This is a genomic window from Rickettsiella grylli (assembly GCF_000168295.1).
Lineage (GTDB): Bacteria > Pseudomonadota > Gammaproteobacteria > Diplorickettsiales > Diplorickettsiaceae > Aquirickettsiella > Aquirickettsiella grylli.
In genome coordinates, this window is the sequence record NZ_AAQJ02000001.1 from 116,450 (window position 1) to 136,220 (window position 19,771).

Genomic DNA, 19,771 nt, shown 5'->3' on the forward strand with positions numbered 1-19,771 from the left:
TAATGGAGGAATAAATGATATCAATAGTAAAACAATCGATCATTCTTTTATTTATAGTTACGTTGACGGCATGCAGTATTTTTTCAAGGCCCAACAATCAGCTACCCGTTTCAGCATCGGATGCCAATGTGCAGCTCGGGTTAGCTTATTTAAACCATGGGGATGTTCAGCGAGCCCATCAAAAGTTATTACTGGCCGAAGAACAAGCGCCTCGATCATTGCAAGCACAAGGTGCTATGGGCTACTTTTTGGAATCTACTGGAAATTTTTCTTCTGCAGATGCGTACTATCGTAGAGCAATCGCGCTTAACCCTAAATCCGGTGCCGCGCAAAATAACTACGGTACATTTTTGTGTCGTCGTGGACGTTATTCCCAAGCAGATCAGCACTTTTTATTAGCATTACAGGATCCGAGTTATCTTAATGCAGCTCAAGTCAATGAAAACGCAGGTTTATGTGCAATGCAAATACCGAATACTAAAAAAGCAATTGGTTATTTTATGAAAGCAATTTCGCAAGATCCTAAACTGGCACTATCATGGTTGGAATTAGGGCGAATAAATTACCAAGCAAAAAATTATCAACAGGCTCAGCAGTATTTAGATCATTATATGCAACTTGTTAAAGCGCCTACCGCGAATGCATTATGGTTAGGTGCTGTTTTAGCACGGGCTTTAGGAAATCAAGAGGTAGCTGCGAATTATACATTAATGTTACAAACGAAATTTCCCAACTCTGATGCTTATAAGGCATTAATACGGACACCAACATTAAAGGCTCAACAAAAAAAAGATAAACAACTTTACTTTTAATTATGACAGAGAAAATACAAGCAATTCGTGGTATGAATGATATTCTACCTGCGCAAAATTTTATTTGGCAAAATGTCGAAAAAGTATTGCGTAACCTTGTTAACCAATACGGTTATCAAGAAATTCGCTTACCTATTCTTGAGAAAACGGACTTATTTAAACGGTGTATTGGTCATGTAACCGATATCGTTGAAAAAGAAATGTACACGTTTATCGATCGTAATGGAGAGAGTTTATCGTTAAGACCCGAAGGGACTGCAGGCTGTGTTCGTGCCGGCGTGGAACATGGTTTATTTTACAATCAAATTCAACGTTGGTGGTATTTAGGTCCTATGTTTCGACATGAACGACCTCAGAAAGGACGTTATAGACAATTTCACCAATGGGGTGTCGAGGTATTTGGCATCGCGCAGGCTTATATCGATGCTGAATTAATATTAATGACAGCAAGGTTTTGGAAAGAATTGAAACTCATGCATCAACTTCATTTAGAAATTAATTCCTTAGGTTCATTAGAGGCGCGCAAGGCACATAAAGAAAGTTTGATAAATTACTTTGCTCAGCACCTCAACGATTTAGATGAAGATTCAAAACGGCGGTTACAAACGAATCCGTTGCGTATATTAGATAGCAAAAACCCTGCTTTGCAATCGCTTATTGAAAAAGCGCCGCAGTTACTGGATTATCTTGATGCAGAATCTCAACAGGATTTTAATAGTTTACAAGAAATACTTAAAAACGCAGATATTAATTTTACGATTAATCCTCGTTTAGTGAGAGGATTAGATTATTACAATAAAACTGTTTTTGAATGGGTTATTGTCGATAAGCAGCATACTGCACAAAATACAGTGTGCGCAGGAGGGCGTTATGATTATCTTGTCGAACAACTTGGAGGACATCCAACACCTGCTGCGGGTTTTGCTATTGGGATGGAACGTTTAGTGAGCTTATTGTCTCCATTAAGTTCAACTGCATCACATTTACCGGACGTTTATTTTATTACAATGGGAGATATTGCGATACAAAAGGGAATAATTTTGTCAGATTATTTACGTGAAAATTTAATAACGATCCGGTTAATTCTCGATGTAACGCGAGACGCCATTAAAACTCAATTTAAACGTGCAGATAAAAGCGGAGCTCGTTTTGCGTTAATTTTAGGAGAGAATGAAGTTAAATCAAATACGTTGATTATTAAAAATTTGAAAGAAAGAAATCCACAAGAAACCATTTCTCAAGATCACGTGATACAAAAGTTGCGAGAATGTTTAATCCATGAATGAATTAATTGAAATAGAACAAGCCGAACACGTAAAAAAATGGTTTCGTGATTATGGTGGGGGCATCGTATTAGGGATTATTTTTGCTATTTTCGTGAGTTTGGGTTGGAATTATTGGCATCAATCAAGAGAAAATAATCTATCTATCGCCTCTATGCAATACGAGCATTTAGTGGTTGCAATAATCTCAAACGAAAATATAACTACCTTAAAAAAACGAGCTGAAGAGATAATCAAGAATTATGCCTATACACCTTATGCTTCATTGGCTGCTTTACAGTTAGCTAAAATAGCAGTGAATCAAAATAACTTAGTTCTTGCCGCCAATCGATTAACGTGGGTGGTCGATCACGGTCATGATCAAACGCTACGATCGATTGCAAAAATGCGTTTAGTACGCATTTTATTGGCTCAAAATCGTCCCATAGAGGCTCTAAAAAGAGTATCTCAAAATGAAGATAAAGCCTACGCTCCGATTTTTTTGGAGGAAAAAGGGGACATTTTTAAATATTTAGGTTATAACCGAAAAGCATTGTTGAATTATTTAGCGGCTAAACAGGCCTTTGGAAATATTAAACAACCTTTGTTAGAAATGAAAATTAATAATTTAGCTGACGTTTGATGAGAAATCTAATGACTAAAGTTCGTGTTTATTGCGGTATCTTATGTTTTTTCCTCTTAGTAGGGTGTGTTGGTTTGGGTGATGATAATACGCCTGAACCTACTCCTTTAACGGCTTATCCTTATCAGTTTCAGCCTTTATTGTTATGGTCGGTTGCCACTGGCAGAGGTATGGATGAAGACTTTTTACGACTACGCCCTGTTATTGATGAAAACAAAATTTTTGTTGCCAGTAAGTCGGGTATTGTAACGGCTTTAGAATTAACCCACGGTCGTAAATTGTGGCAAAAAAGAATGAAGCAAACAATAACGAGTGGTCCAGCAGTCGCGAACGGTTTTGTTATTATTGTTACCAAAAAACGACAGGCTATCGCATTATCAGCGGATTCTGGAGATATTTTATGGCGGGCATTATTACCTAATCAAGTTTTAGCGCCTCCCGCGGTTGGAAAAGGTCATATTATTTTAAAAACAGTAGATGGGCAAATTATTGCGTTAGCATTACAAACCGGTCAGGTTTTATGGACTTACACGCATGGCGCGCCATTGTTAATATTACGGCCCAGTAGCGCCGCGCAAATTATTAACAATAAAATAGTGGTTGGTTTTTCTGATGGTCAATTGGTTGCATTAAATTTAAAAAATGGAAATTTACTCTGGGAGCGAACGATTGCGTTTCCACAAGGCTTTACTGCCACTGATCAACTCATTGATATCGCAGCAAACCCGATATTATCTTGCAATGTCATTTACGTGGTTACTTACCAAGGCCAGCTAGCAGCAGTTTCTTTACAAACCGGTCACGTTTTATGGCAACGAAGTTTTTCAAGTTATTCTGGACTCGCTGTGAGTCATCATTTGTATGTAACCGATACAGAAGGTAACATCTGGGCGTTTAATCGTATAACAGGGCGTTTGCTTTGGAAACAATCCTATTTAAAGCATCGCGTATTAACGGCTCCCGTTATTTTTGGAAATAGTTTAATTGTAGGCGATAAAGAAGGGTATATTCATTGGTTAGCGTTATCCGATGGTCATCCTTTAGCAAGAGACCTTGTTCATGATGATGCAAGTATTATCGCTAATCCAGTTGTCCGTTATCCGATCGTTTGTATTCTGACTAGAGAAGGTGGTTTATCGGCGTGGACCCACGCTGCTTTACCGGTATGACTATTTCTTCTTTACCGAGTATAGTTCTTGTGGGACGGCCTAATGTAGGAAAGTCGAGTTTATTTAATCGACTGACAAAAACTCGGCAAGCTTTAGTAGGAGATATTCCTGGTTTAACCCGGGATCGACTTTATGGGAGAGGGATTGTAGGGAATCGACCTTTTATAGTCATAGACACGGGTGGTTTAACGGGGTGTAAAGAAAAAAATATTGCTTTTCAAATGGAACAGCAAGCGCGAAATGCAATTAAAGAAGCCGATCACGTTTTATTTTTAGTCGATGCAAGGGAAGGACTCTCTCTATTGGATCAGCAATTAATACAACAGTTACGTCCATTTAATAAAAAGATTACGCTCGTTATTAATAAGAGCGAAGGTTTAGATGCTGCACTTTTACAAAGTGAGTTTTCGCCATTAGGTTTTCGTACATCATCCCTTTCTATTATTTCTGCAATCCATGGATACGGCCTTCAAACATTAATGGAAAAAGTGTTCACTCACGGCGCTTGTATTAAAACGTTAACCGCTGAACACATCCTTTCTGAAAAGGCGATTAAACCAAAAATAAAAGTCGCTATTGTAGGGAAACCGAATGTAGGGAAATCTACATTGTTAAACAGAATTTTAGGTGAAGAACGTGTTATCGTTTTTGACCAACCGGGGACTACACGGGATAGTATTGCGAATGATATTGAATATCGAGGTCAACATTATATCTTTATTGATACAGCAGGAATACGTAGAAAATCAAAAACATGGGAAGCGATTGATAAATTTTCTGTCATTAAAAGTTTACAGGCTATTGAAGCAAGTCATGTTGTTTTATTGCTTATCGATGCCCAAGAAGGTATTAGTGAGCAAGATTTACATCTTTTAGGATTTATTTTAGAAAGTGGTAAAGCAGTAATTATTGCAGTAAACAAGTGGGATGGTCTTTCTAAAGATCAACGGGATCAAATAAAAAAAGATTTGGATCGACGTTTACAATTTATTTCATTTGCTCAAGTTATTTTTATTTCAGCACTTCATGGAACAGGCGTTGGTCATTTATTTACATTAATTCGACAGGCTTATCAGTCTGCAACGCGTAATTTATCGACTTCGCAATTAACACGTTTATTAGAACAAGCCGTTAATACGCATCAACCACCATTGAGCCATGGTCGTCAGGTTAAGTTACGTTATGCCCATCCGGGTGGTTATAACCCGCCAATAATCCTTATTCATGGACAGTATGCGAGCTTTTTACCAGAATCTTACCGCCGATATCTTGAAAATTTTTATCGCAAAGCGCTGAAGATTGTTGGCAGTCCTATTCGGATTGAATTTAGAGATAAATGAAAAGTATGCAATGTTTTTTATGAAAAGATGGCTAAAATTTCTTTCGTTTTTTTTCGAGTTACACTTTTGCTACTGATGTTACGTTGTACACTGAATGAAATAAGCCTGGCTTCTCGATAAATGTAACGTGTAAATTCAGTGTCATGATTGGAAATGATGACGCGAATACCCTTTGAAGCCAAATATTTTGCAGTTTTTGCCAAACTGAGCTGTTGTGATCGACTAAACCCTTGAGAGGTATATTGAGTAAAATTTGCAGTGTTAGATAAACCCACATAAGGTGGATCGCAATAGACAATGTCACCTTGTTTTACAGACGCCAAGGTAGACAAAAAATCTCCATGGATAAAGGTTGCTTTATTCGCATGTTTGTAAAAATACTGCATCTCTTTTTCAGGGAAATAAGGATTTTTGTAAGGACTAAAAGGTGTATTGAATTCACCTTTTTGGTTAAAGCGCGCGAGTCCATTGAAACAATGCTTATTTAAATAGAGCAATAAAGCAGCACGTTGACGACATTTTTTTGTATTGTTAAATACACGTCTTAACCGATAAAATTCATCAGTGGTATTAAATTTTTTTTTAAAAAAAAACCGACAATAATCAATAAAAAATTGTCCTTCTTTTTGTAAATATTTGTATAATTGAATTAAGTCAAAATTATTATCGCCTAATAAATAGCTTTGGTAAGAAGTATTAAGAAATACAGCAGCAGAACCTAAAAAAGGCTCAATTAACCGGTTGCTTTTGAGTAAATAAGGTTTTATTTTATGAAAAATTCGATGTTTATTTCCCGCCCATTTTAAAAAAGGTTTCATGCCGAACAAAAAATTAAGCGAATGAATTAAAAAATTTTCTTAACTATAATAATTTAATTTTTAAGAAAGTGCTATACTTAAAAAAAATTATAATAGTTTACCATTTCTCAAAAAGGAATTTTTATGAAAAATATTGTTTTTTCTAAAAAAGAACCGGATCAAGTAGAAAAAATAGCAATTAAAGAAGATACCGGATCAAATAGTAATAAAACAAACACTTTGAATCTTAGTTCCGAAGGAGAAAAATCCTTATTAAGAAAAAATCCTGCGTGGTTAATAAATCCTAAAGCAAAAAATAAAATTTTTGAAACTTCACTGAGTTTTTTAGATGAAACTATCGCTACACCTTTATTCAATGTCAATGTGATTAAAAGCGCGTATAATAAAGATTATAGTTTTTTTGATAAAATTAATAAAAGTAAATATGCCGCTTATGCTGATGTTTCGTTGATTATCTTAGGTGTATTTACAGTGTTGATTGGAATTTATAGTGTTGAATACTGTAAATTACGTGAAGAAGAACGAAAAAGTAATTTTTTTTATTTTACTCGATTGTTAAAAACAAAAAACGCTACAGTTATTGAAGAAAAAATGGGAAACATTAATCAGGAAGATTTTAACTTTGATAGATATATAAATTATGAACATTTGTTCGCGGCGGCTTATTTTTATTCACCAGACATATCAAAAATTGCATGTTGGCGTCGTCGAGTTTTTTCCTCTGGAAAAAAAAGAAAACATTTAAAAGACCTAAAATTACTTTTTGAAAACTATTCAAAAGAAGAGGTTCTTGGGAAATTACATAAAAAAATTTTAGAAAAAACGTGTTTATATTTAAATAAAAAAAGTAAATTTAAAAAATTTGAGCTTAAAAAAACAGTTAAAAAAGAATGGATTATTGATTTGACTGATCGGTATGCGGAAAAAATTTTCTATAGATTTCATGATGAAATTAAAAAAAATTCTATAATAGATAAAAAAAATAAGGATGAAATTAAAAAAAATTTTTTTTCTATTTTTGTTTTCGCAATAGGTCAATCTAGTTTTGTCTATTGGATTTTAACGTTTATTTTTTATTTTATTCCTATGGCACCAGTTATCACGACCGCGTGTATTTCAATTATCCCTGTGCTTGTTGTTTTAGTAGGTGTTTTCCCGCTTTTATTTTTTTTAAATACTTACAAAACATATAAAACGTTTAAAACTGAAAAAGAAATGACTTTGGAAAATATAGAAGAAGAAAATAAAGCTCAATTGAGGGAAAAGATGGTCTTATTAAATAAAGAAAAAATTTTTTTAAATGACTTGAAAATAAAAGAAGTAGATTTAGTCTCATTAAAAAACTCTCCTTTAATAGCTGATTTAAAAGATGTACTTAAAAATCGTTCTTTTAGTAGGTTTAATGCATTGTTTATCAGTTTTATAAATGGTTGCTTTTTTCCTTTTTTTGCGGGATGGTTACTTTTCGATGGAATCAAAATTATTTTAACGTATCTATTATGTCCTGCAGGTATGGCTTTAACTAGTTTTACTCCTATCGGGTTAGTAGGAACAGCGGTCATCATTGGAGTCAGTCTTTTAATAGGCATAATGTATGGTATTTATTCATCCTATAAAGCAAATCAAGACTATGAACTAAAATTTAATAACATTAGGAATAAAGTTAAAGTTTTATGTGATGAAGTACCAAATAGAAAAGTACTGAATAAGTCATTATGTGATTACGATAGATTACTCCGCCGCTTTGCTGATGAACAACCGCTATGGACTAAGGTTAAAAAATTTTTAAATCGGTTTATGGTGTGTGGTAAACGCTTGGGGACTGGAAGCTTATTTTTTCGGTTGATTTTATGGACCCCTATAACCGTGATTACTACAGCGTCCGCTCCGATAAATCTTGGTTTTTTTCCGATAATCTTAATCATGGGAATTGCTTTCAGTGCCGTTGTTTTTATGGGGTGGTGCCTTTATGCTTATAATCTTGAAAGTAAAATGAGGCAAGCAGGAAGACTCGTTGAACATTTGACACAAACTGAGCAGTTAAATTGTGTTGATGTTGAATTAGTAGAAGAAGGTTTTGGTGTAGCGGTATTAGGTACAGCGCACAGAAGAAATTCTTTTCATAAAGACATGGAAAAAATTCAAAATAAATCAGATCTAGAAAAAATTAATAATCATTCAACATTGCATAGTGGTTTATTTGTTACAACGAAACATCAGTCAAGTGGTCGTGATGAAAAAATAGGAACCAGCCAAGCTATTGTTAACGTTAACGCTCATTATTAAAAGAGCAGGTTAGATAAACATCTAAACGATGCTGTTTGCCGAATAGGCTATAGTTGGGTTTTATTTCTGCTAAATAGATTGATGAACGTGGTCTTTTTACTACAACGCGTTTTTTCGCATAAGTCATTGCTAATTTTAACAAATGAAAGGCATCACTATCATTGCCTACCAAAAAGCGAAGTAAGCGCATCTCTCGTTTAGCGAATGCTGTTTTGTTCGAATGAGGATACATCGGATCAAGATAGATGACATCAGGTGCTGAATAGATGCGCCTCTTTATTTTTTCTAAATAAATATGGGCGTCGATATTTATTAAGGTTATTGATAGAGTTCTAGAGTCTGAAAATTTTAAAGCGCGTTTTAAGCCATCTTCTAATAAAATAAAAATGAATGGTGAACGTTCGAGTAAAGTAACTGCGCAACCTAGCTTGGCTAAGATAAAACCGTCACGTCCAAGCCCCGCTGTCACATCTAAGACGATGGGTTTAAAATTTGGTTTTAGTCCAATGGCTTTCGCTAATAACTGCTTTTGATTTTGTAAATGACGTATTCTAAAGGCTAGTTTCCCATGTAGAAAGTCAATTTTTAATTTTCCTTGTTTATTTTTGATAGCTTCGAGATATAAACCGGAAGAAGTTAAAACAAAAACATAATCAAATTGATCCCTATCAACGTAATTGACATAAGGGAGTAAATTTTTTTGAGCTAAAAGGCGAGCCTGAGACAATAGATCTGTTTCGTTGCTTGTTATAGCGACAGAGAAAAAGGTATTCATTCGTGACGAAATACATCAATGCGAGCCGGGGGTAAATTTTTCCACACACGCCGCTGGTGAACCAGCTTTAATTGCGTAGAAGGAAATAAAGGTTTTCCCCACAAATTATAGGTATATTGAATATAGAGACCTCCTTTTGACAACACTTGATTAATTTCATCCCCCATTTTTTTTAAAAAAGAAGATGATAATGTACGTAAAGGGAGGCTTGAGACAATGGCTTGTATGGGATCTGAAATGGAATGACGAATTAAACGATGTAATTCGCAGGCATCCCCTTGAATAATATTTAGTTGAGGAAAACGCTGCATTAAATGGGAAGAAAGCTTAACCGATCGTTCAATAACGATAAGCTGATGAAAAAATTTTTTTTGGCTCATCAACGCTGCTGTGATAGCTCCTGTTCCAGCGCCTAATTCTACAATGACACCCGGTGGGCTTCCTATTATTTGTTCAGTTAAGCAATAGGCTAGTCTTTTCGAGCTTGGAAATAATGCGCCTATTTTACTAGGGTGCATGACGGCTTCGTAAAAAAATAACGTAAAAGCTCTCATAGTTTACCTTCAAATCTATTATTTTAATGAGCTAAACGTATATAGTTTAAATCAAAACACGTTGTCTAGCACGATTTATTTGAATCCGTCTGAATTAATATTTTTTTTAATATCGTTAAAAAATATTGATTTTGTTGAGGCATCCCAATTGAAATACGTAAAAAATGAGGCAGTCCATAATCAAGTAAAGGTCTAACCGATATGCCTGCTAATAAAAGTTGCTGATGGATGGGCCAGCTCGGTGATTTTAAATCGATGCATAAAAAATTTGCATGAGAAGGTAATATCGTTAAACCCAAATTTTGTAAGCCTTTTGATAGTTTAGCGTGTTCTTGCCGATTTAATAATCGACTTAAATGGATATGTTTTTTATCTTTAAGGCTGGCTTCTGCGGCGGCTAATGCAACTGCATTTATTCTGAAAGGTAAAGAATTTCTATTTAAAATGGAAGCTATTTTGGGATGACTCATCGCATACCCTAGTCTTAAACCGGCTAGACCATAGAACTTGGAAAAAGTCCTCAGAATGATTAAATTAGAATACTGACTGAGCAAAGAGATACTATTCGGATAATCAGCTATTTCGACATATTCATTATAGGCTTCATCAAGGACGACTAATATATCTTTTGAAATATTTTCAAATAGATAATGCAGCTCAAATTTATTCATGTAACTACCCGTGGGGTTATTGGGGTTGACAATAAAGATGATTTTGGTCCAAGGATCAATGGCGTCAAGTAAACATTGCGCTGAAATAGAAAATAATTCGTTTTTAGCGTGTTTAATTTTTATATGGGCTTTTTTTAATACTTTTGAAATGCCCGCAAAGCAAAAACGAGGAATAACAGCCGAATTTAATGGATTTAAAGTAGTATGGACAATGAGCTCTAATAAACTTTCTGATCCATTTCCCAATGTAATATTTTCAGGAGCAATATTGAGGTGGGTTGATAGAGACTTTTTTAAAGTGTTTCCATGACTGTCTGGATAACGATGGCAATTAAGCAGGGCTTTTTGTCCTGCAGCTATTGCAAGTGGACTAGCGCCCAGTGGGTTTTCGTTAAGATCAAGTTTTATAATTTCCGTAGGCTTTTTGTGAAAAGCGAGGTTTTTCTTTGAAAACATTGCCATTTTAACGATATTTTAAGTATAGTAATTTAATTATTAATAGATTACTTGGTTTAATTTATGCTGTTATGTTTGGACGTGGGAAATACACATATATTATGTGGTGTATTCATCAAAGATGAACTTATTTTACGTTTTCGATATGCAACGCCATTATTGGGGACAGCCGATCAATTCGGAATTTTTTTAATCAATATATTAAAGCTCAATCGGTTAGATCCATTAAAAATTAATGCCATTTCCATCGCCTCGGTTGTTCCCAATTATGATTATACATTACGACATACCTTTTTTCAGTATTTTAAAAATGCTGATTATTTTATGTTACAGCCCGGTGTTAAAACGGGCTTAAATATTCGTTGTAAAAGTCCCAATGAAGTCGGTGCGGATAGAATTGCCAACGCGATTGGTGCAATCGCGGCTTTTCCAAAAATAGCTTTAATTCTTGTTGATATGGGTACAGCGACAACTTTATGCGCGATTAGTGCCGATCGAAATTATTTGGGGGGCGCTATTTTGCCCGGGTTACGGCTTTGCATGGAGACCTTGAAAAATAATACCGCTAAATTGATGGCGGTCGATATAGAAATACCCAGCACTGTTATGGGCAGAACAACGCGTGAAAGTATTCAAAGTGGACTTTATTATGGTCATTTAGGTGCATTGAAAGAGATTATTTCAGGATTTAAGCGAGAAGTTTTTCCTCATCAAATAGTGAAAGTCATTGGTACAGGGGGATTCTCTCAGCTTTATGAAAAGACCCACCTATTTGATACTATTATTCCAGATTTAGTCTTACAAGGTTTACGTAGAGCCTATGAATATAGCTGTTTAGAATTTAAAAAAAACTAATGGGTTGCATAGAGAGAAATTCTATTTCTAAAAAAATCATAGAGATAAAAACGAAAAATCCCAACATATTCATGAATGACAAAATCATTCATAGCAAAATTGTAACCAATAGGATAACGAGTAAAAGGAATCGTAATAAAATCAGAAGCAATAGGCGTTGGGTAAATATTAAAAAATGAAAAATATAGAAGTGAACGTTTTAACGTGAATGCTGAGTTTACTAACAATAATTGGCTACTATCCTGTTTTTTTAAAAGGAAACTCGAAAATTTAGCGTTTTGGTAAGTATTGTTGCTTTGCGTTTCTAATTGAATATCTTTCGCGTTAATGCCTAAGGATAATAAAGCCTCCTGATAAATTGTTGCTTCGGTATTTCCATTATTTAAAGGATCGCCGCCACTGATTAAAATAGTGCAGATGGTGTTCGCTTTTTTACATTTATGATACAGTAGCACTGTTTGTATAATTCTAGAAAACGCGAATAGACTCGGTCTGATTTTATTAGATTTAGGATCTTTACTGGTGCCTGCGCCTAATAAAATAATAGTATTTTTTTGTTTCCAGTGGATAGGTGTAGACAAATTATAAGCGGATTGTAAATTGTGTAATAGATAGGCAGGAATAACGCCATTACCTATGAAAAAATAACTTAAAATTACAATGGATCCTATCATCAAACTTGTTTTTTTTAAATTGAATAAGCAAGCGAGAATAAACATTAATAATAATAGAAATACGAAAAAAGTTGACATATTCAGTCTTTCAGTTAGTGAGCAATCGTGTAAAGCAGAGATTAAACAGAAAAAATACTTTATTGAGAATTCTTGACTCAATTCTAAAACCATGAATAAATAGCTACCTTAATATATCATTGAAATATTTAGTAGCTCAATGCTACTCATAAGTTGATTTGAATTATAAGGAAAGAATTATGCATGTCATAGATAGAGTAGCCACTCAAGAGATGCGCTTCGGCGAACAACATAATTATTTAAATTCTCTTCATTTTTCAATAAATGAATGTATTTCTGAGGTTAACAAACATTCCTTAAAACAGTTGCTATTAGCGTTTTTACGTGAAGATATTTTACCTTATCACTATCAAAACGCCACTGTCATTTTTGATCTTCAACGATCTAATTATTTTATGTATGTTACTCGCGTGAAATTATTTTCGTTGTTAAGATTTACTCATTTTGACAGCTTAATTTTGAAACATAAATTGACTTCTTTAAAACAGACCATTACTGATCCTTTAAAATTGTTAGATATTGTGAAAAATGAATTAGAAAATATTTTAAATATGGATCAATGGTTAAAATTTTACAAGGAAATAGCGAATCATTTGCAGAATGCATTACTTTCTACCTGTAGAAAATACAGTATTAATAGACTGGCTGAAAGAACTCAAACAGGGTCTCGACTTCAACTGAATCGTTTATTAAAATCATCACAAATAACAAATAATTCTTTACAATTTGAACAATCTGTGTTTAACGGGCATCCTTACCATCCTTGTGCTAAAACCAAACTAGGGTTTACAAACGAAGATACGATTAATTATTCACCTGAATTTAAGTCTAAAGTAGGAATTTATATTACAGCAGTACAAAAAAATTATGTACATATTGAATCTATGAAAAAAAATACGGATTTTACGGAATGGTTTACCGAGTGTTATCCCAAAGCCTGGTCATGTTGGCTGGAGGAATTGAAGGAAAATAACTTAGACGTTAAAAATTATATTCCGTTTCCCGTACACCCTTGGCAAGTTAATTATTTTACTTTCATATCCCCTTTATTTAAAGAATATATTGAAAATAAGATTATTGTTATTTTTGATAAATCTAAAATTATGGCAAGCCCAACCTTATCTTTTCGTACACTTTCTCCATTGGAAAATATTAATGCACCTTATATTAAATTGCCAGTAGCGGTTCAAGCGACGAGTATTGTAAGAACCTTATCACCTATTTCTACAAAAAATATGCCTAAAATTAGTAATATTTTGCAAAAAATTTTACTAATAGAAAATTATTTTTCGAATCGTTTAGATTTATTGCCGGAATCTTATGGATTACATTTAAAAAAGTTAGATATTGATGAGGCGAAACATTTTACGGCTATTTTTCGCGAAAATATAACAAATCATCTTGCTGATAATGAAGTTGCTATTGTTGTTGCTGCGCTTTTTGAAAAATCATCAAAGAGTGAAACGAGTTTATTTATTGAAATTATGCAATTAGCAGGTTGTTTAAACTTTCGGGAAGCATTAACTTACTTTGCTCATTATACGGATCTTGTATTAGGTAGTTATTTAGATTTATTTTTACTCTATGGTATTGCGTTAGAAGGACATCAGCAAAATACGTTAGCTATTCTTAAAGAAGGTAAAATTAAAAGATTTATTGCGAGAGATTTTGATGGTATTGAAATTCATGCAGATAGTTTAAAAGCGACGGGAATTACTTTAGATAGTACTACTGAACATTCACCTTATTTAAAAAATAAAGATACCGTTAGAAACCAACTTTTATATACCGTCTATCAATTGCATTTAGGGGAGATTGTATTACTTTTAGCAAATTATTTTAATTGTGAAGAAAAACCTTTTTGGAAAATTATTAGAAAAATAACTGAACAGAGATTTTACGCATTAAAAAATCGAATGTGTCCAATGAGTTGGAAAAATGAATTTAATGCAATTTTAAATACACATTGGCCAGTAAAGGCATTACTTCGCATGAGACTAGAAAAAAATTATTTACGTGATGGGGGATTATTTTTTCAGATCGTGAATCCTTTAAATTTATAACGATGGATAACAGGATAGTTAATACCAGAAGCTTTCCTCAGATACATTATATCATGTTGAGTCAGCTAATTATTATCGCTATGCTGGATATGAGCGATCCTTACTGGCCGTTAATTATCGCTTCCTATCGTTCTTTTGACCCTAAAACGTTACAATATTGGAGTGGGGCTCTTTATATGGCGCCTCTATTAACCACCATTTTTACAACGTTAATATGGACGAAAATGGGTGAGCGCTTCGGGTATAAAAAAATGATATTACGTGCAGGAGCTGCATTAGCGATTAGCCAGTGGATGCTTATTTTTTTAAAAAACCCAGGGTGGATTTTATTAGTGAGGTTATCACAGGGCGCCATGGCTGGTTTTACGGCAGCCGCACAAGCGTGGGCACTTAAAATAACCTCTCCAAAGATGCATAGTCAAATTGTGGGACGTTTGCAATCGGCTACCGCATTGGGGAGTATTTTGGGCCCTATTTGCGGTGGATTTTTAGCAAATTATTACGGCTATTTTTCTATTTTTATGATGGCCGGATTAGTGTGTGCTTTAGTTTCAGTATTTTTAGCGCAATTTTTGACGGAGAATCCTTTTCTTTTTGAAAATAAAAAAATTGAACTTAAAAGTAAAAAAAATACTTCAAAACAAAGTTTGTTGCTATTGCTTATTTGTTTTACACAAGCCGCACGTTGGATGTCGACCCCGTTTTTTTCTTTATATATTGTAGAGCAACTCCATTCCAATACTATAACAGTAGGTATTATTTATGCATTAATGGCTTTAATGATGTCAATAACAGCACCTGCCCTTGGCCAAGTGCTCGATAAAAAGACTAATTATTTTTTATTGGGTAAAGAAATTCTCGTTGTTGTTTTGTTTGTGAGTGGCTTCGTTTACTGGTGTTATGCATTTATTTCTAAAGTTTATTTAGCACTTATACTCAGTTTATTTTTAGGGATAAGTTTTGGTGCTATTCCGTTGATACTTTTTACCTTTTTACTAAAAGGGATAAAAGAGGATAGCCGTTCACAAATAGTGGGTATAAGTAATACTTCATTAAAATTAGGTAATTTATTAGGTATTCTTATTGGAACTATCGTTCAAGCAGAAGGTCGATTTATGACAAGTTTTATTTTTATTGGAATTTTTTATTTTTCCTTAGCCTTCGTTTCTTTGCATTACAAACAAATTGATTATTGAAAAAATAAAGCGGTTAATGTTGTGTTAACCTTGTTGATTTTATGAAAGCGATAACGAAACAATTTTCTCGTTTTTTTTTAGTGGGCGCTATTTCAGCCTTCATCCAGTTTTCAATTTTAATTAGCTTGGTTGAATTTCTTCGGCTTAATCCTATTGGGTCCTCCACCGTTGGCTATATTGTTGCGGCTATCCTCAATTATAGTTTGAATCATTATTTTGCGTTTAAAAGTAATTTATCACATAAAAAAAGTTTAGTCCGGTTTTCAGTCAATGCAGTGTTTGGACTTTCTCTAAATTTTTTATTAATGAAGATTTTTTTAATCAAGTATACCTATATTTTAAGCCAAATTTTCTCCTCGGCGATAATTTTAGGTTGGAACTTCTTAGTCCATCGTTATTGGACTTTTTGTTCCCAACGGTAACAAGTAGTCATTATAATTATTTTTTTCTTTTAGAACCCCTGTTTTTTTTAGCCAAACGATAAGCAATAGCGACCGCTTGTTTTTGAGGTTTTCCCGCTTTGATTTCTTGTTTGATATTCGCTGAAATGCCTTTTGGCGTTTTTGCAGCCTTTCCTTTAATAAGAGGCATAATAAATTCCTGAAGATAGATTATCTATTTAGTGTAGTAAAAAAATAAAAATAATTCAATCTCACAAAATGCAAAGCTTACGGCCCTAAAAAAGTAGGATAAATTTGATTAATAAATTCGTTGCTGTTGAATTGATTTTCCATTATATTTTGTTTCTCAATCAATTAACGGAGATTTATCGAAGAAAAAATTAATGAATTTACCGACTTGTTATATTTTATAAAAAATGATTTAATTCAGTCTAAACCGAAAATTAAAAAATAATAAAAAATGCTTACTGAAGTAAAAATTCTCCTTATCCGCATCTATTTCAGCAACGACTTGATCCAGACAGTCTATTGAGACAGAACCCAGGTACTATTATTTTGATTTGTTTTGAAGATTGCTTACCTTCTGAATCGGGAGGTTGGGTTGTCATTAAAAGCGGTTAATATAGCTGAAATAGCAGAAGAGCTTAACTTATCGCTCAATAGTTTTTTATTGATTGATGATGAGCTGCGATAGTAAATTACTTATTATATTAAAACAAAAAAACTTATCAGAGGAAATTATATGCATTCAATGAAACATCATAAAATCAGCGGACTTAATACTATTAAAAAAGATTTTAAAACTCCATTCGTGCAAGAGGCTTCTTTAATTATTGGTGTTAGTGTAGGTTCAAAAAAACATGATGGGGAAGCTTTAGCAGCGCTTGTAGAGGCTATAAACAGATTACATAAATCGGTAAGAATAACAAACTGTACAATTGCTGTTTGTGATAGTTTACAAAGACATAATTACAGAATTGATGGGAAAACGGATGAAGAAAAAGCGCTTTCTATGTCAAAGAAGGCGGGTGCTGAGTGGATAGAAGCCAACATTGAAACACTAAAGCATTTAAATGTTGATTATACGATAGTTCGATGGGATACGTGGTTAAAGGATGAAAAACGATACCGCGAAGCTTTTTTAGAAATTTCTAATTTGCTTGCTCAGGATTATGCTTTTCAAAAAACGATGGACAATTCCATTCAGGTTTTCTCATCTCGGTTTAATAAGCGATATCAAGAACTAGGCATTAGCGCTCCTATCAATGACGACGTTTTACAAAAAAGTTGCCGTGATTATTTACTAGAGGAATGCGCGATTATCATGAAAATGTGGCCGCTATATAAACAAGAACATTCCCAGTATATACTTTACCCTGAAAAAATGACTGAGGCACTTGAATACGTTTACAAACAAGTCGTATCACAAAAAAATCTCTTTAAATGGGTTAATTTTCGGTTTAAAAAAATAATGCAATTAAAAGGCGATGTTTTACCTCTACCGGATAGTGAACCAAAAGAGTATTTTTCCTCCTCTGGCCAACCGGAAGAAGGGAAGTCTTCCTATGGGTTCTTTACTAAAGCGGATTCTATGAACTCCCCTGTACCTTTAGAAGACAGTATTGTTTCTGATCAAACTATTTTTAAACATACATAGCGCTTGATTGAAAATTTATTTCTATTTTAATAACATGGATTTCTATTATTATGCAGCATACTAATTCCCAAAATAATAAATTCGCTAAAGATAAGTATTTTGATCATTTATTGAGCCTTACTCCTAGCAGTGTTTATTGGAAAAATCTTGATGGTATCTATTTAGGTTGTAATTTAGCGATGCTGAAGATGATAGGAGTTTCTTTTTTTGAAGATATCATTGGCAAAACCGATTACGATTTATCTTGGAAAGAATCAGCCGACACACTACGAAGAAATGACGAAAAAGTAATTCAATCTAGGAAGTTACATCACTTTGAGGAAACTGGAAAGTTAAGTGATGGTACTATTCAAACAATGATTACTAATAAAATGCCGTTAGTCAATAAGGAAGACAAGATAATCGGTATTATTGGCTCCTCAATTGATATTACTCCATTGAAAAAAAGTGCAATGGACTTAATTCTTGCAAAAGAGAAAGCCGAAGTCGCGAATCAGGCGAAGACCGAGTTTTTAGAAAACATGCGACATGACATCAGGACTCCGTTATCAGGAATTGTTGGGTGTGCGCATTTAATTCAAATGCAATCAAATAATCCAAAAAAAGTAAAGGAATATACGAGCGACTTGATTCAATCCAGCAATGCATTATTGGAGTTTTTAAATAAAATATTAGAAAGTCTGAAAGTAGCGTCGGGCGAAATGCCATTGTTGAAGAAGCGATTTAGTTTAAAAGCAGCATTAGAACAAATTGTACGACTGAATAAATCGCAAGCTATTGTAAAAGGATTGGTATTAAGTTTGAGAGTGTTCACAAAACTGTGTCATTAATAATTTTATCGTAACTGTAAATTTAATCTGCCATCAAAAAATATCTGTAGTTGAGAGGCAATTAAGGCCCAATTATGCAGGGGCTGGTACCACTTTTCTAGTATTTTTTGACAGGCACAGTAAATTAATTTAAGTAAGGCATTTTCACTAGTAAAAGCGCCTTTATTTTTGGTATATTTACGCACTTGCCGATGAAACCCCTCCACTATATTCGTTGTGTAAACAATACGTCGTAGCTCTTCTGGGTACTTAAAATACTGAGACAAACGCTCCCATTGAGTTTGCCAAGACTTAATCACAGCAGGGTATTTTTTACCCCATTTTTCATCAAGCTCCAATAGGCGATGCTCGGCTAAATCCTTGGAGCTCGCACGATAAACCAATTTTAAATCAGCCATAAAGGATTTTTGATCTTTGCTGGTCACGTACTTTAATGAGTTACGGATTTGATGAATCACACAAAGCTGAATTTCTGTCTGGGGGAAAACCTCAGCAATGGCTTCAGGAAAACCCTTTAATCCGTCAATGCTAGCAATGAGAATATCCTCAACTCCGCGAGCGCACAAATCATTTAAAACGTGTAGCCAGAAACGAGAACCTTCATTTTCAGAAAGATACAGCCCTAAAATTTCTTTACGACCCTGATTGTTAACACCCAAAACCGAATAAAAAGCACGACTACTGACTTTTCCTTCAATACGCACCTTAAAATGCATGGCATCGAGAAATACGATGGGATACACAGATTCTAACGGTCTATTTCGCCATTCCGTTATAACCGGCATTAATTTATCGCTTATCAAGCTAATTTTAGCGGCTGAAACCTCAAGACCATACATATCCGCCAGATGTTCTTGGATCGCCTCATAGCTCATCCCAAGTGCATACAATGACAGTATTTTGTTATCTAAGGACTCGTTTAAAACCGTTTGACGTTTCTTAACCATTTGTGGTTCAAACGTTCCTAAACGGTCTCGGGGTGTTTCTAGCTCAAAACTTTCTGTCCCCGTTTTTAATAACTTACTGGTTTTTCCATTGCGTCGATTTGAGATATCCGTTGCTTTAGATTCTGATAAATGAGCGTCTATTTCCCCCTCTAACGATGCTTCGATAATTTGTTTTATTAACGGCGTTAATATTCCATCTTTTCCTGTTAACGATTCTCCTGATTTTAGCCGTGCTATCGCTTCAGCTTCAAATTCTTTACTGAGTATGGCTTGTTTCATGTCAA

At 34.1% G+C, this 19,771-nt stretch carries 19 protein-coding genes; 12 read left to right on the top strand and 7 right to left on the bottom strand.

Features of this window, described 5'->3' with window-relative positions:
• Nucleotides 1-14 precede the first annotated feature (14 nt).
• From pilW to der, 5 genes are read left to right on the top strand one after another with little or no spacing between them, the layout of a single operon-like run.
• Nucleotides 15-812, top strand: a complete 798-nt coding sequence (gene pilW, locus RICGR_RS00575) for a type IV pilus biogenesis/stability protein PilW (protein ID WP_006035080.1) — start codon at nucleotides 15-17, stop codon at nucleotides 810-812.
• A gap of 2 nt (nucleotides 813-814) precedes the next feature.
• Nucleotides 815-2,098, top strand: coding sequence for a histidine--tRNA ligase (hisS, locus tag RICGR_RS00580; protein ID WP_006035551.1), 1,284 nt, complete (start codon nucleotides 815-817; stop codon nucleotides 2,096-2,098).
• On the top strand, nucleotides 2,091-2,717 hold the full coding sequence (locus tag RICGR_RS00585) for a YfgM family protein (RefSeq protein WP_006034745.1): 627 nt from the start codon (nucleotides 2,091-2,093) through the stop codon (nucleotides 2,715-2,717). Before hisS ends, RICGR_RS00585 begins: the two co-directional genes overlap by 8 nt.
• Nucleotides 2,718-2,728: 11 nt before the next feature.
• Nucleotides 2,729-3,886, top strand: a complete 1,158-nt coding sequence (bamB, locus tag RICGR_RS00590; RefSeq protein WP_006035261.1) for an outer membrane protein assembly factor BamB — start codon at nucleotides 2,729-2,731, stop codon at nucleotides 3,884-3,886.
• The gene (gene der / locus RICGR_RS00595) at nucleotides 3,883-5,226 is read left to right on the top strand and encodes a ribosome biogenesis GTPase Der (protein WP_040615056.1); all 1,344 of its coding nucleotides are present in this window, start codon (nucleotides 3,883-3,885) and stop codon (nucleotides 5,224-5,226) included. The genes bamB and der overlap by 4 nt, the downstream gene beginning before the upstream one ends.
• Before the next feature lie 17 nt (nucleotides 5,227-5,243).
• On the opposite strand, the gene RICGR_RS00600 is transcribed toward der, so the two are convergent.
• On the bottom strand, nucleotides 5,244-6,044 hold the full coding sequence (locus RICGR_RS00600) for a Dam family site-specific DNA-(adenine-N6)-methyltransferase (RefSeq protein WP_006035849.1): 801 nt from the start codon (nucleotides 6,042-6,044) through the stop codon (nucleotides 5,244-5,246).
• A 552-nt stretch (nucleotides 6,045-6,596) separates the two neighbouring features.
• Between RICGR_RS00600 and RICGR_RS00605 the strand changes: the two genes are divergently transcribed.
• On the top strand, nucleotides 6,597-8,330 hold the full coding sequence (locus RICGR_RS00605) for a hypothetical protein (RefSeq protein WP_240992166.1): 1,734 nt from the start codon (nucleotides 6,597-6,599) through the stop codon (nucleotides 8,328-8,330).
• Here RICGR_RS00605 and RICGR_RS00610 read toward each other — a convergent pair.
• From RICGR_RS00610 to hisC, 3 genes are all read right to left on the bottom strand, one after another.
• Entirely contained in the window at nucleotides 8,314-9,105 is a 792-nt protein-coding gene (locus tag RICGR_RS00610; RefSeq protein WP_040615058.1) for a class I SAM-dependent methyltransferase, read from the bottom strand. The genes RICGR_RS00605 and RICGR_RS00610 overlap by 17 nt on opposite strands.
• The gene (locus RICGR_RS00615; RefSeq protein ID WP_006035461.1) at nucleotides 9,102-9,659 is read right to left on the bottom strand and encodes a class I SAM-dependent methyltransferase; all 558 of its coding nucleotides are present in this window, start codon (nucleotides 9,657-9,659) and stop codon (nucleotides 9,102-9,104) included. Before RICGR_RS00615 ends, RICGR_RS00610 begins: the two co-directional genes overlap by 4 nt.
• Before the next feature lie 65 nt (nucleotides 9,660-9,724).
• Complete coding sequence (hisC, locus tag RICGR_RS00620) at nucleotides 9,725-10,786, bottom strand: histidinol-phosphate transaminase (protein ID WP_050763947.1); 1,062 nt, start codon at nucleotides 10,784-10,786, stop codon at nucleotides 9,725-9,727.
• Nucleotides 10,787-10,849: 63 nt separating this feature from the next.
• Here hisC and RICGR_RS00625 point away from each other — a divergent pair, with 63 nt between their 5' ends.
• Nucleotides 10,850-11,641, top strand: a complete 792-nt coding sequence (locus RICGR_RS00625) for a type III pantothenate kinase (protein ID WP_006034836.1) — start codon at nucleotides 10,850-10,852, stop codon at nucleotides 11,639-11,641.
• Here RICGR_RS00625 and RICGR_RS00630 read toward each other — a convergent pair.
• Complete coding sequence (locus RICGR_RS00630) at nucleotides 11,638-12,393, bottom strand: YdcF family protein (protein WP_050763949.1); 756 nt, start codon at nucleotides 12,391-12,393, stop codon at nucleotides 11,638-11,640. The two genes, RICGR_RS00625 and RICGR_RS00630, sit on opposite strands and share 4 nt — an antisense overlap.
• A gap of 179 nt (nucleotides 12,394-12,572) precedes the next feature.
• Here RICGR_RS00630 and RICGR_RS00635 point away from each other — a divergent pair, with 179 nt between their 5' ends.
• The 3 genes from RICGR_RS00635 to RICGR_RS00645 are packed head-to-tail and all read left to right on the top strand — an operon-like array spanning nucleotide 12,573 to nucleotide 16,074.
• Nucleotides 12,573-14,456, top strand: coding sequence for an IucA/IucC family protein (locus tag RICGR_RS00635; protein ID WP_006035577.1), 1,884 nt, complete (start codon nucleotides 12,573-12,575; stop codon nucleotides 14,454-14,456).
• A gap of 53 nt (nucleotides 14,457-14,509) precedes the next feature.
• Nucleotides 14,510-15,652, top strand: a complete 1,143-nt coding sequence (locus RICGR_RS00640; RefSeq protein ID WP_006035712.1) for an MFS transporter — start codon at nucleotides 14,510-14,512, stop codon at nucleotides 15,650-15,652.
• 41 nt (nucleotides 15,653-15,693) lie between these two features.
• Nucleotides 15,694-16,074: a GtrA family protein gene (locus RICGR_RS00645; RefSeq protein ID WP_006035704.1), complete on the top strand. Its 381-nt coding sequence runs from the start codon at nucleotides 15,694-15,696 to the stop codon at nucleotides 16,072-16,074.
• 16 nt (nucleotides 16,075-16,090) lie between these two features.
• Here the strand turns inward: RICGR_RS00645 and RICGR_RS07805 are convergent, their stop codons facing one another.
• On the bottom strand, nucleotides 16,091-16,243 hold the full coding sequence (locus RICGR_RS07805) for a hypothetical protein (protein ID WP_006035266.1): 153 nt from the start codon (nucleotides 16,241-16,243) through the stop codon (nucleotides 16,091-16,093).
• Between the two features lie 561 nt (nucleotides 16,244-16,804).
• On the opposite strand from RICGR_RS07805, the gene RICGR_RS00650 reads away from it, so the two are divergent.
• A complete protein-coding gene (locus tag RICGR_RS00650; protein ID WP_240992167.1) occupies nucleotides 16,805-17,710 on the top strand; it encodes a tRNA-dependent cyclodipeptide synthase in 906 nt (301 codons plus the stop codon).
• Between the two features lie 50 nt (nucleotides 17,711-17,760).
• The gene (locus tag RICGR_RS00655; protein ID WP_006034752.1) at nucleotides 17,761-18,540 is read left to right on the top strand and encodes a PAS domain-containing protein; all 780 of its coding nucleotides are present in this window, start codon (nucleotides 17,761-17,763) and stop codon (nucleotides 18,538-18,540) included.
• A gap of 5 nt (nucleotides 18,541-18,545) precedes the next feature.
• Here RICGR_RS00655 and RICGR_RS00660 read toward each other — a convergent pair whose 3' ends face one another.
• A complete protein-coding gene (locus RICGR_RS00660) occupies nucleotides 18,546-19,766 on the bottom strand; it encodes an IS256 family transposase (RefSeq protein ID WP_006034785.1) in 1,221 nt (406 codons plus the stop codon).
• Nucleotides 19,767-19,771: the final 5 nt, after the last annotated feature.

What these genes read in the sequence shown, in the direction of transcription:
- pilW (WP_006035080.1), top strand. Translation starts at nt 15, where the DNA reads ATGATATCAATAGTAAAACAATCGATCATTCTTTTATTTATAGTTACG.
- hisS (WP_006035551.1), top strand. Translation starts at nt 815, where the DNA reads ATGACAGAGAAAATACAAGCAATTCGTGGTATGAATGATATTCTACCT.
- RICGR_RS00585 (WP_006034745.1), top strand. Translation starts at nt 2,091, where the DNA reads ATGAATGAATTAATTGAAATAGAACAAGCCGAACACGTAAAAAAATGG.
- bamB (WP_006035261.1), top strand. Translation starts at nt 2,729, where the DNA reads ATGACTAAAGTTCGTGTTTATTGCGGTATCTTATGTTTTTTCCTCTTA.
- der (WP_040615056.1), top strand. Translation starts at nt 3,883, where the DNA reads ATGACTATTTCTTCTTTACCGAGTATAGTTCTTGTGGGACGGCCTAAT.
- RICGR_RS00600 (WP_006035849.1), bottom strand. Translation starts at nt 6,044, where the DNA reads ATGAAACCTTTTTTAAAATGGGCGGGAAATAAACATCGAATTTTTCAT.
- RICGR_RS00610 (WP_040615058.1), bottom strand. Translation starts at nt 9,105, where the DNA reads ATGAATACCTTTTTCTCTGTCGCTATAACAAGCAACGAAACAGATCTA.
- RICGR_RS00615 (WP_006035461.1), bottom strand. Translation starts at nt 9,659, where the DNA reads ATGAGAGCTTTTACGTTATTTTTTTACGAAGCCGTCATGCACCCTAGT.
- hisC (WP_050763947.1), bottom strand. Translation starts at nt 10,786, where the DNA reads ATGTTTTCAAAGAAAAACCTCGCTTTTCACAAAAAGCCTACGGAAATT.
- RICGR_RS00625 (WP_006034836.1), top strand. Translation starts at nt 10,850, where the DNA reads ATGCTGTTATGTTTGGACGTGGGAAATACACATATATTATGTGGTGTA.
- RICGR_RS00630 (WP_050763949.1), bottom strand. Translation starts at nt 12,393, where the DNA reads ATGTCAACTTTTTTCGTATTTCTATTATTATTAATGTTTATTCTCGCT.
- RICGR_RS00635 (WP_006035577.1), top strand. Translation starts at nt 12,573, where the DNA reads ATGCATGTCATAGATAGAGTAGCCACTCAAGAGATGCGCTTCGGCGAA.
- RICGR_RS00640 (WP_006035712.1), top strand. Translation starts at nt 14,510, where the DNA reads ATGTTGAGTCAGCTAATTATTATCGCTATGCTGGATATGAGCGATCCT.
- RICGR_RS00645 (WP_006035704.1), top strand. Translation starts at nt 15,694, where the DNA reads ATGAAAGCGATAACGAAACAATTTTCTCGTTTTTTTTTAGTGGGCGCT.
- RICGR_RS07805 (WP_006035266.1), bottom strand. Translation starts at nt 16,243, where the DNA reads ATGCCTCTTATTAAAGGAAAGGCTGCAAAAACGCCAAAAGGCATTTCA.
- RICGR_RS00650 (WP_240992167.1), top strand. Translation starts at nt 16,805, where the DNA reads ATGAAACATCATAAAATCAGCGGACTTAATACTATTAAAAAAGATTTT.
- RICGR_RS00655 (WP_006034752.1), top strand. Translation starts at nt 17,761, where the DNA reads ATGCAGCATACTAATTCCCAAAATAATAAATTCGCTAAAGATAAGTAT.
- RICGR_RS00660 (WP_006034785.1), bottom strand. Translation starts at nt 19,766, where the DNA reads ATGAAACAAGCCATACTCAGTAAAGAATTTGAAGCTGAAGCGATAGCA.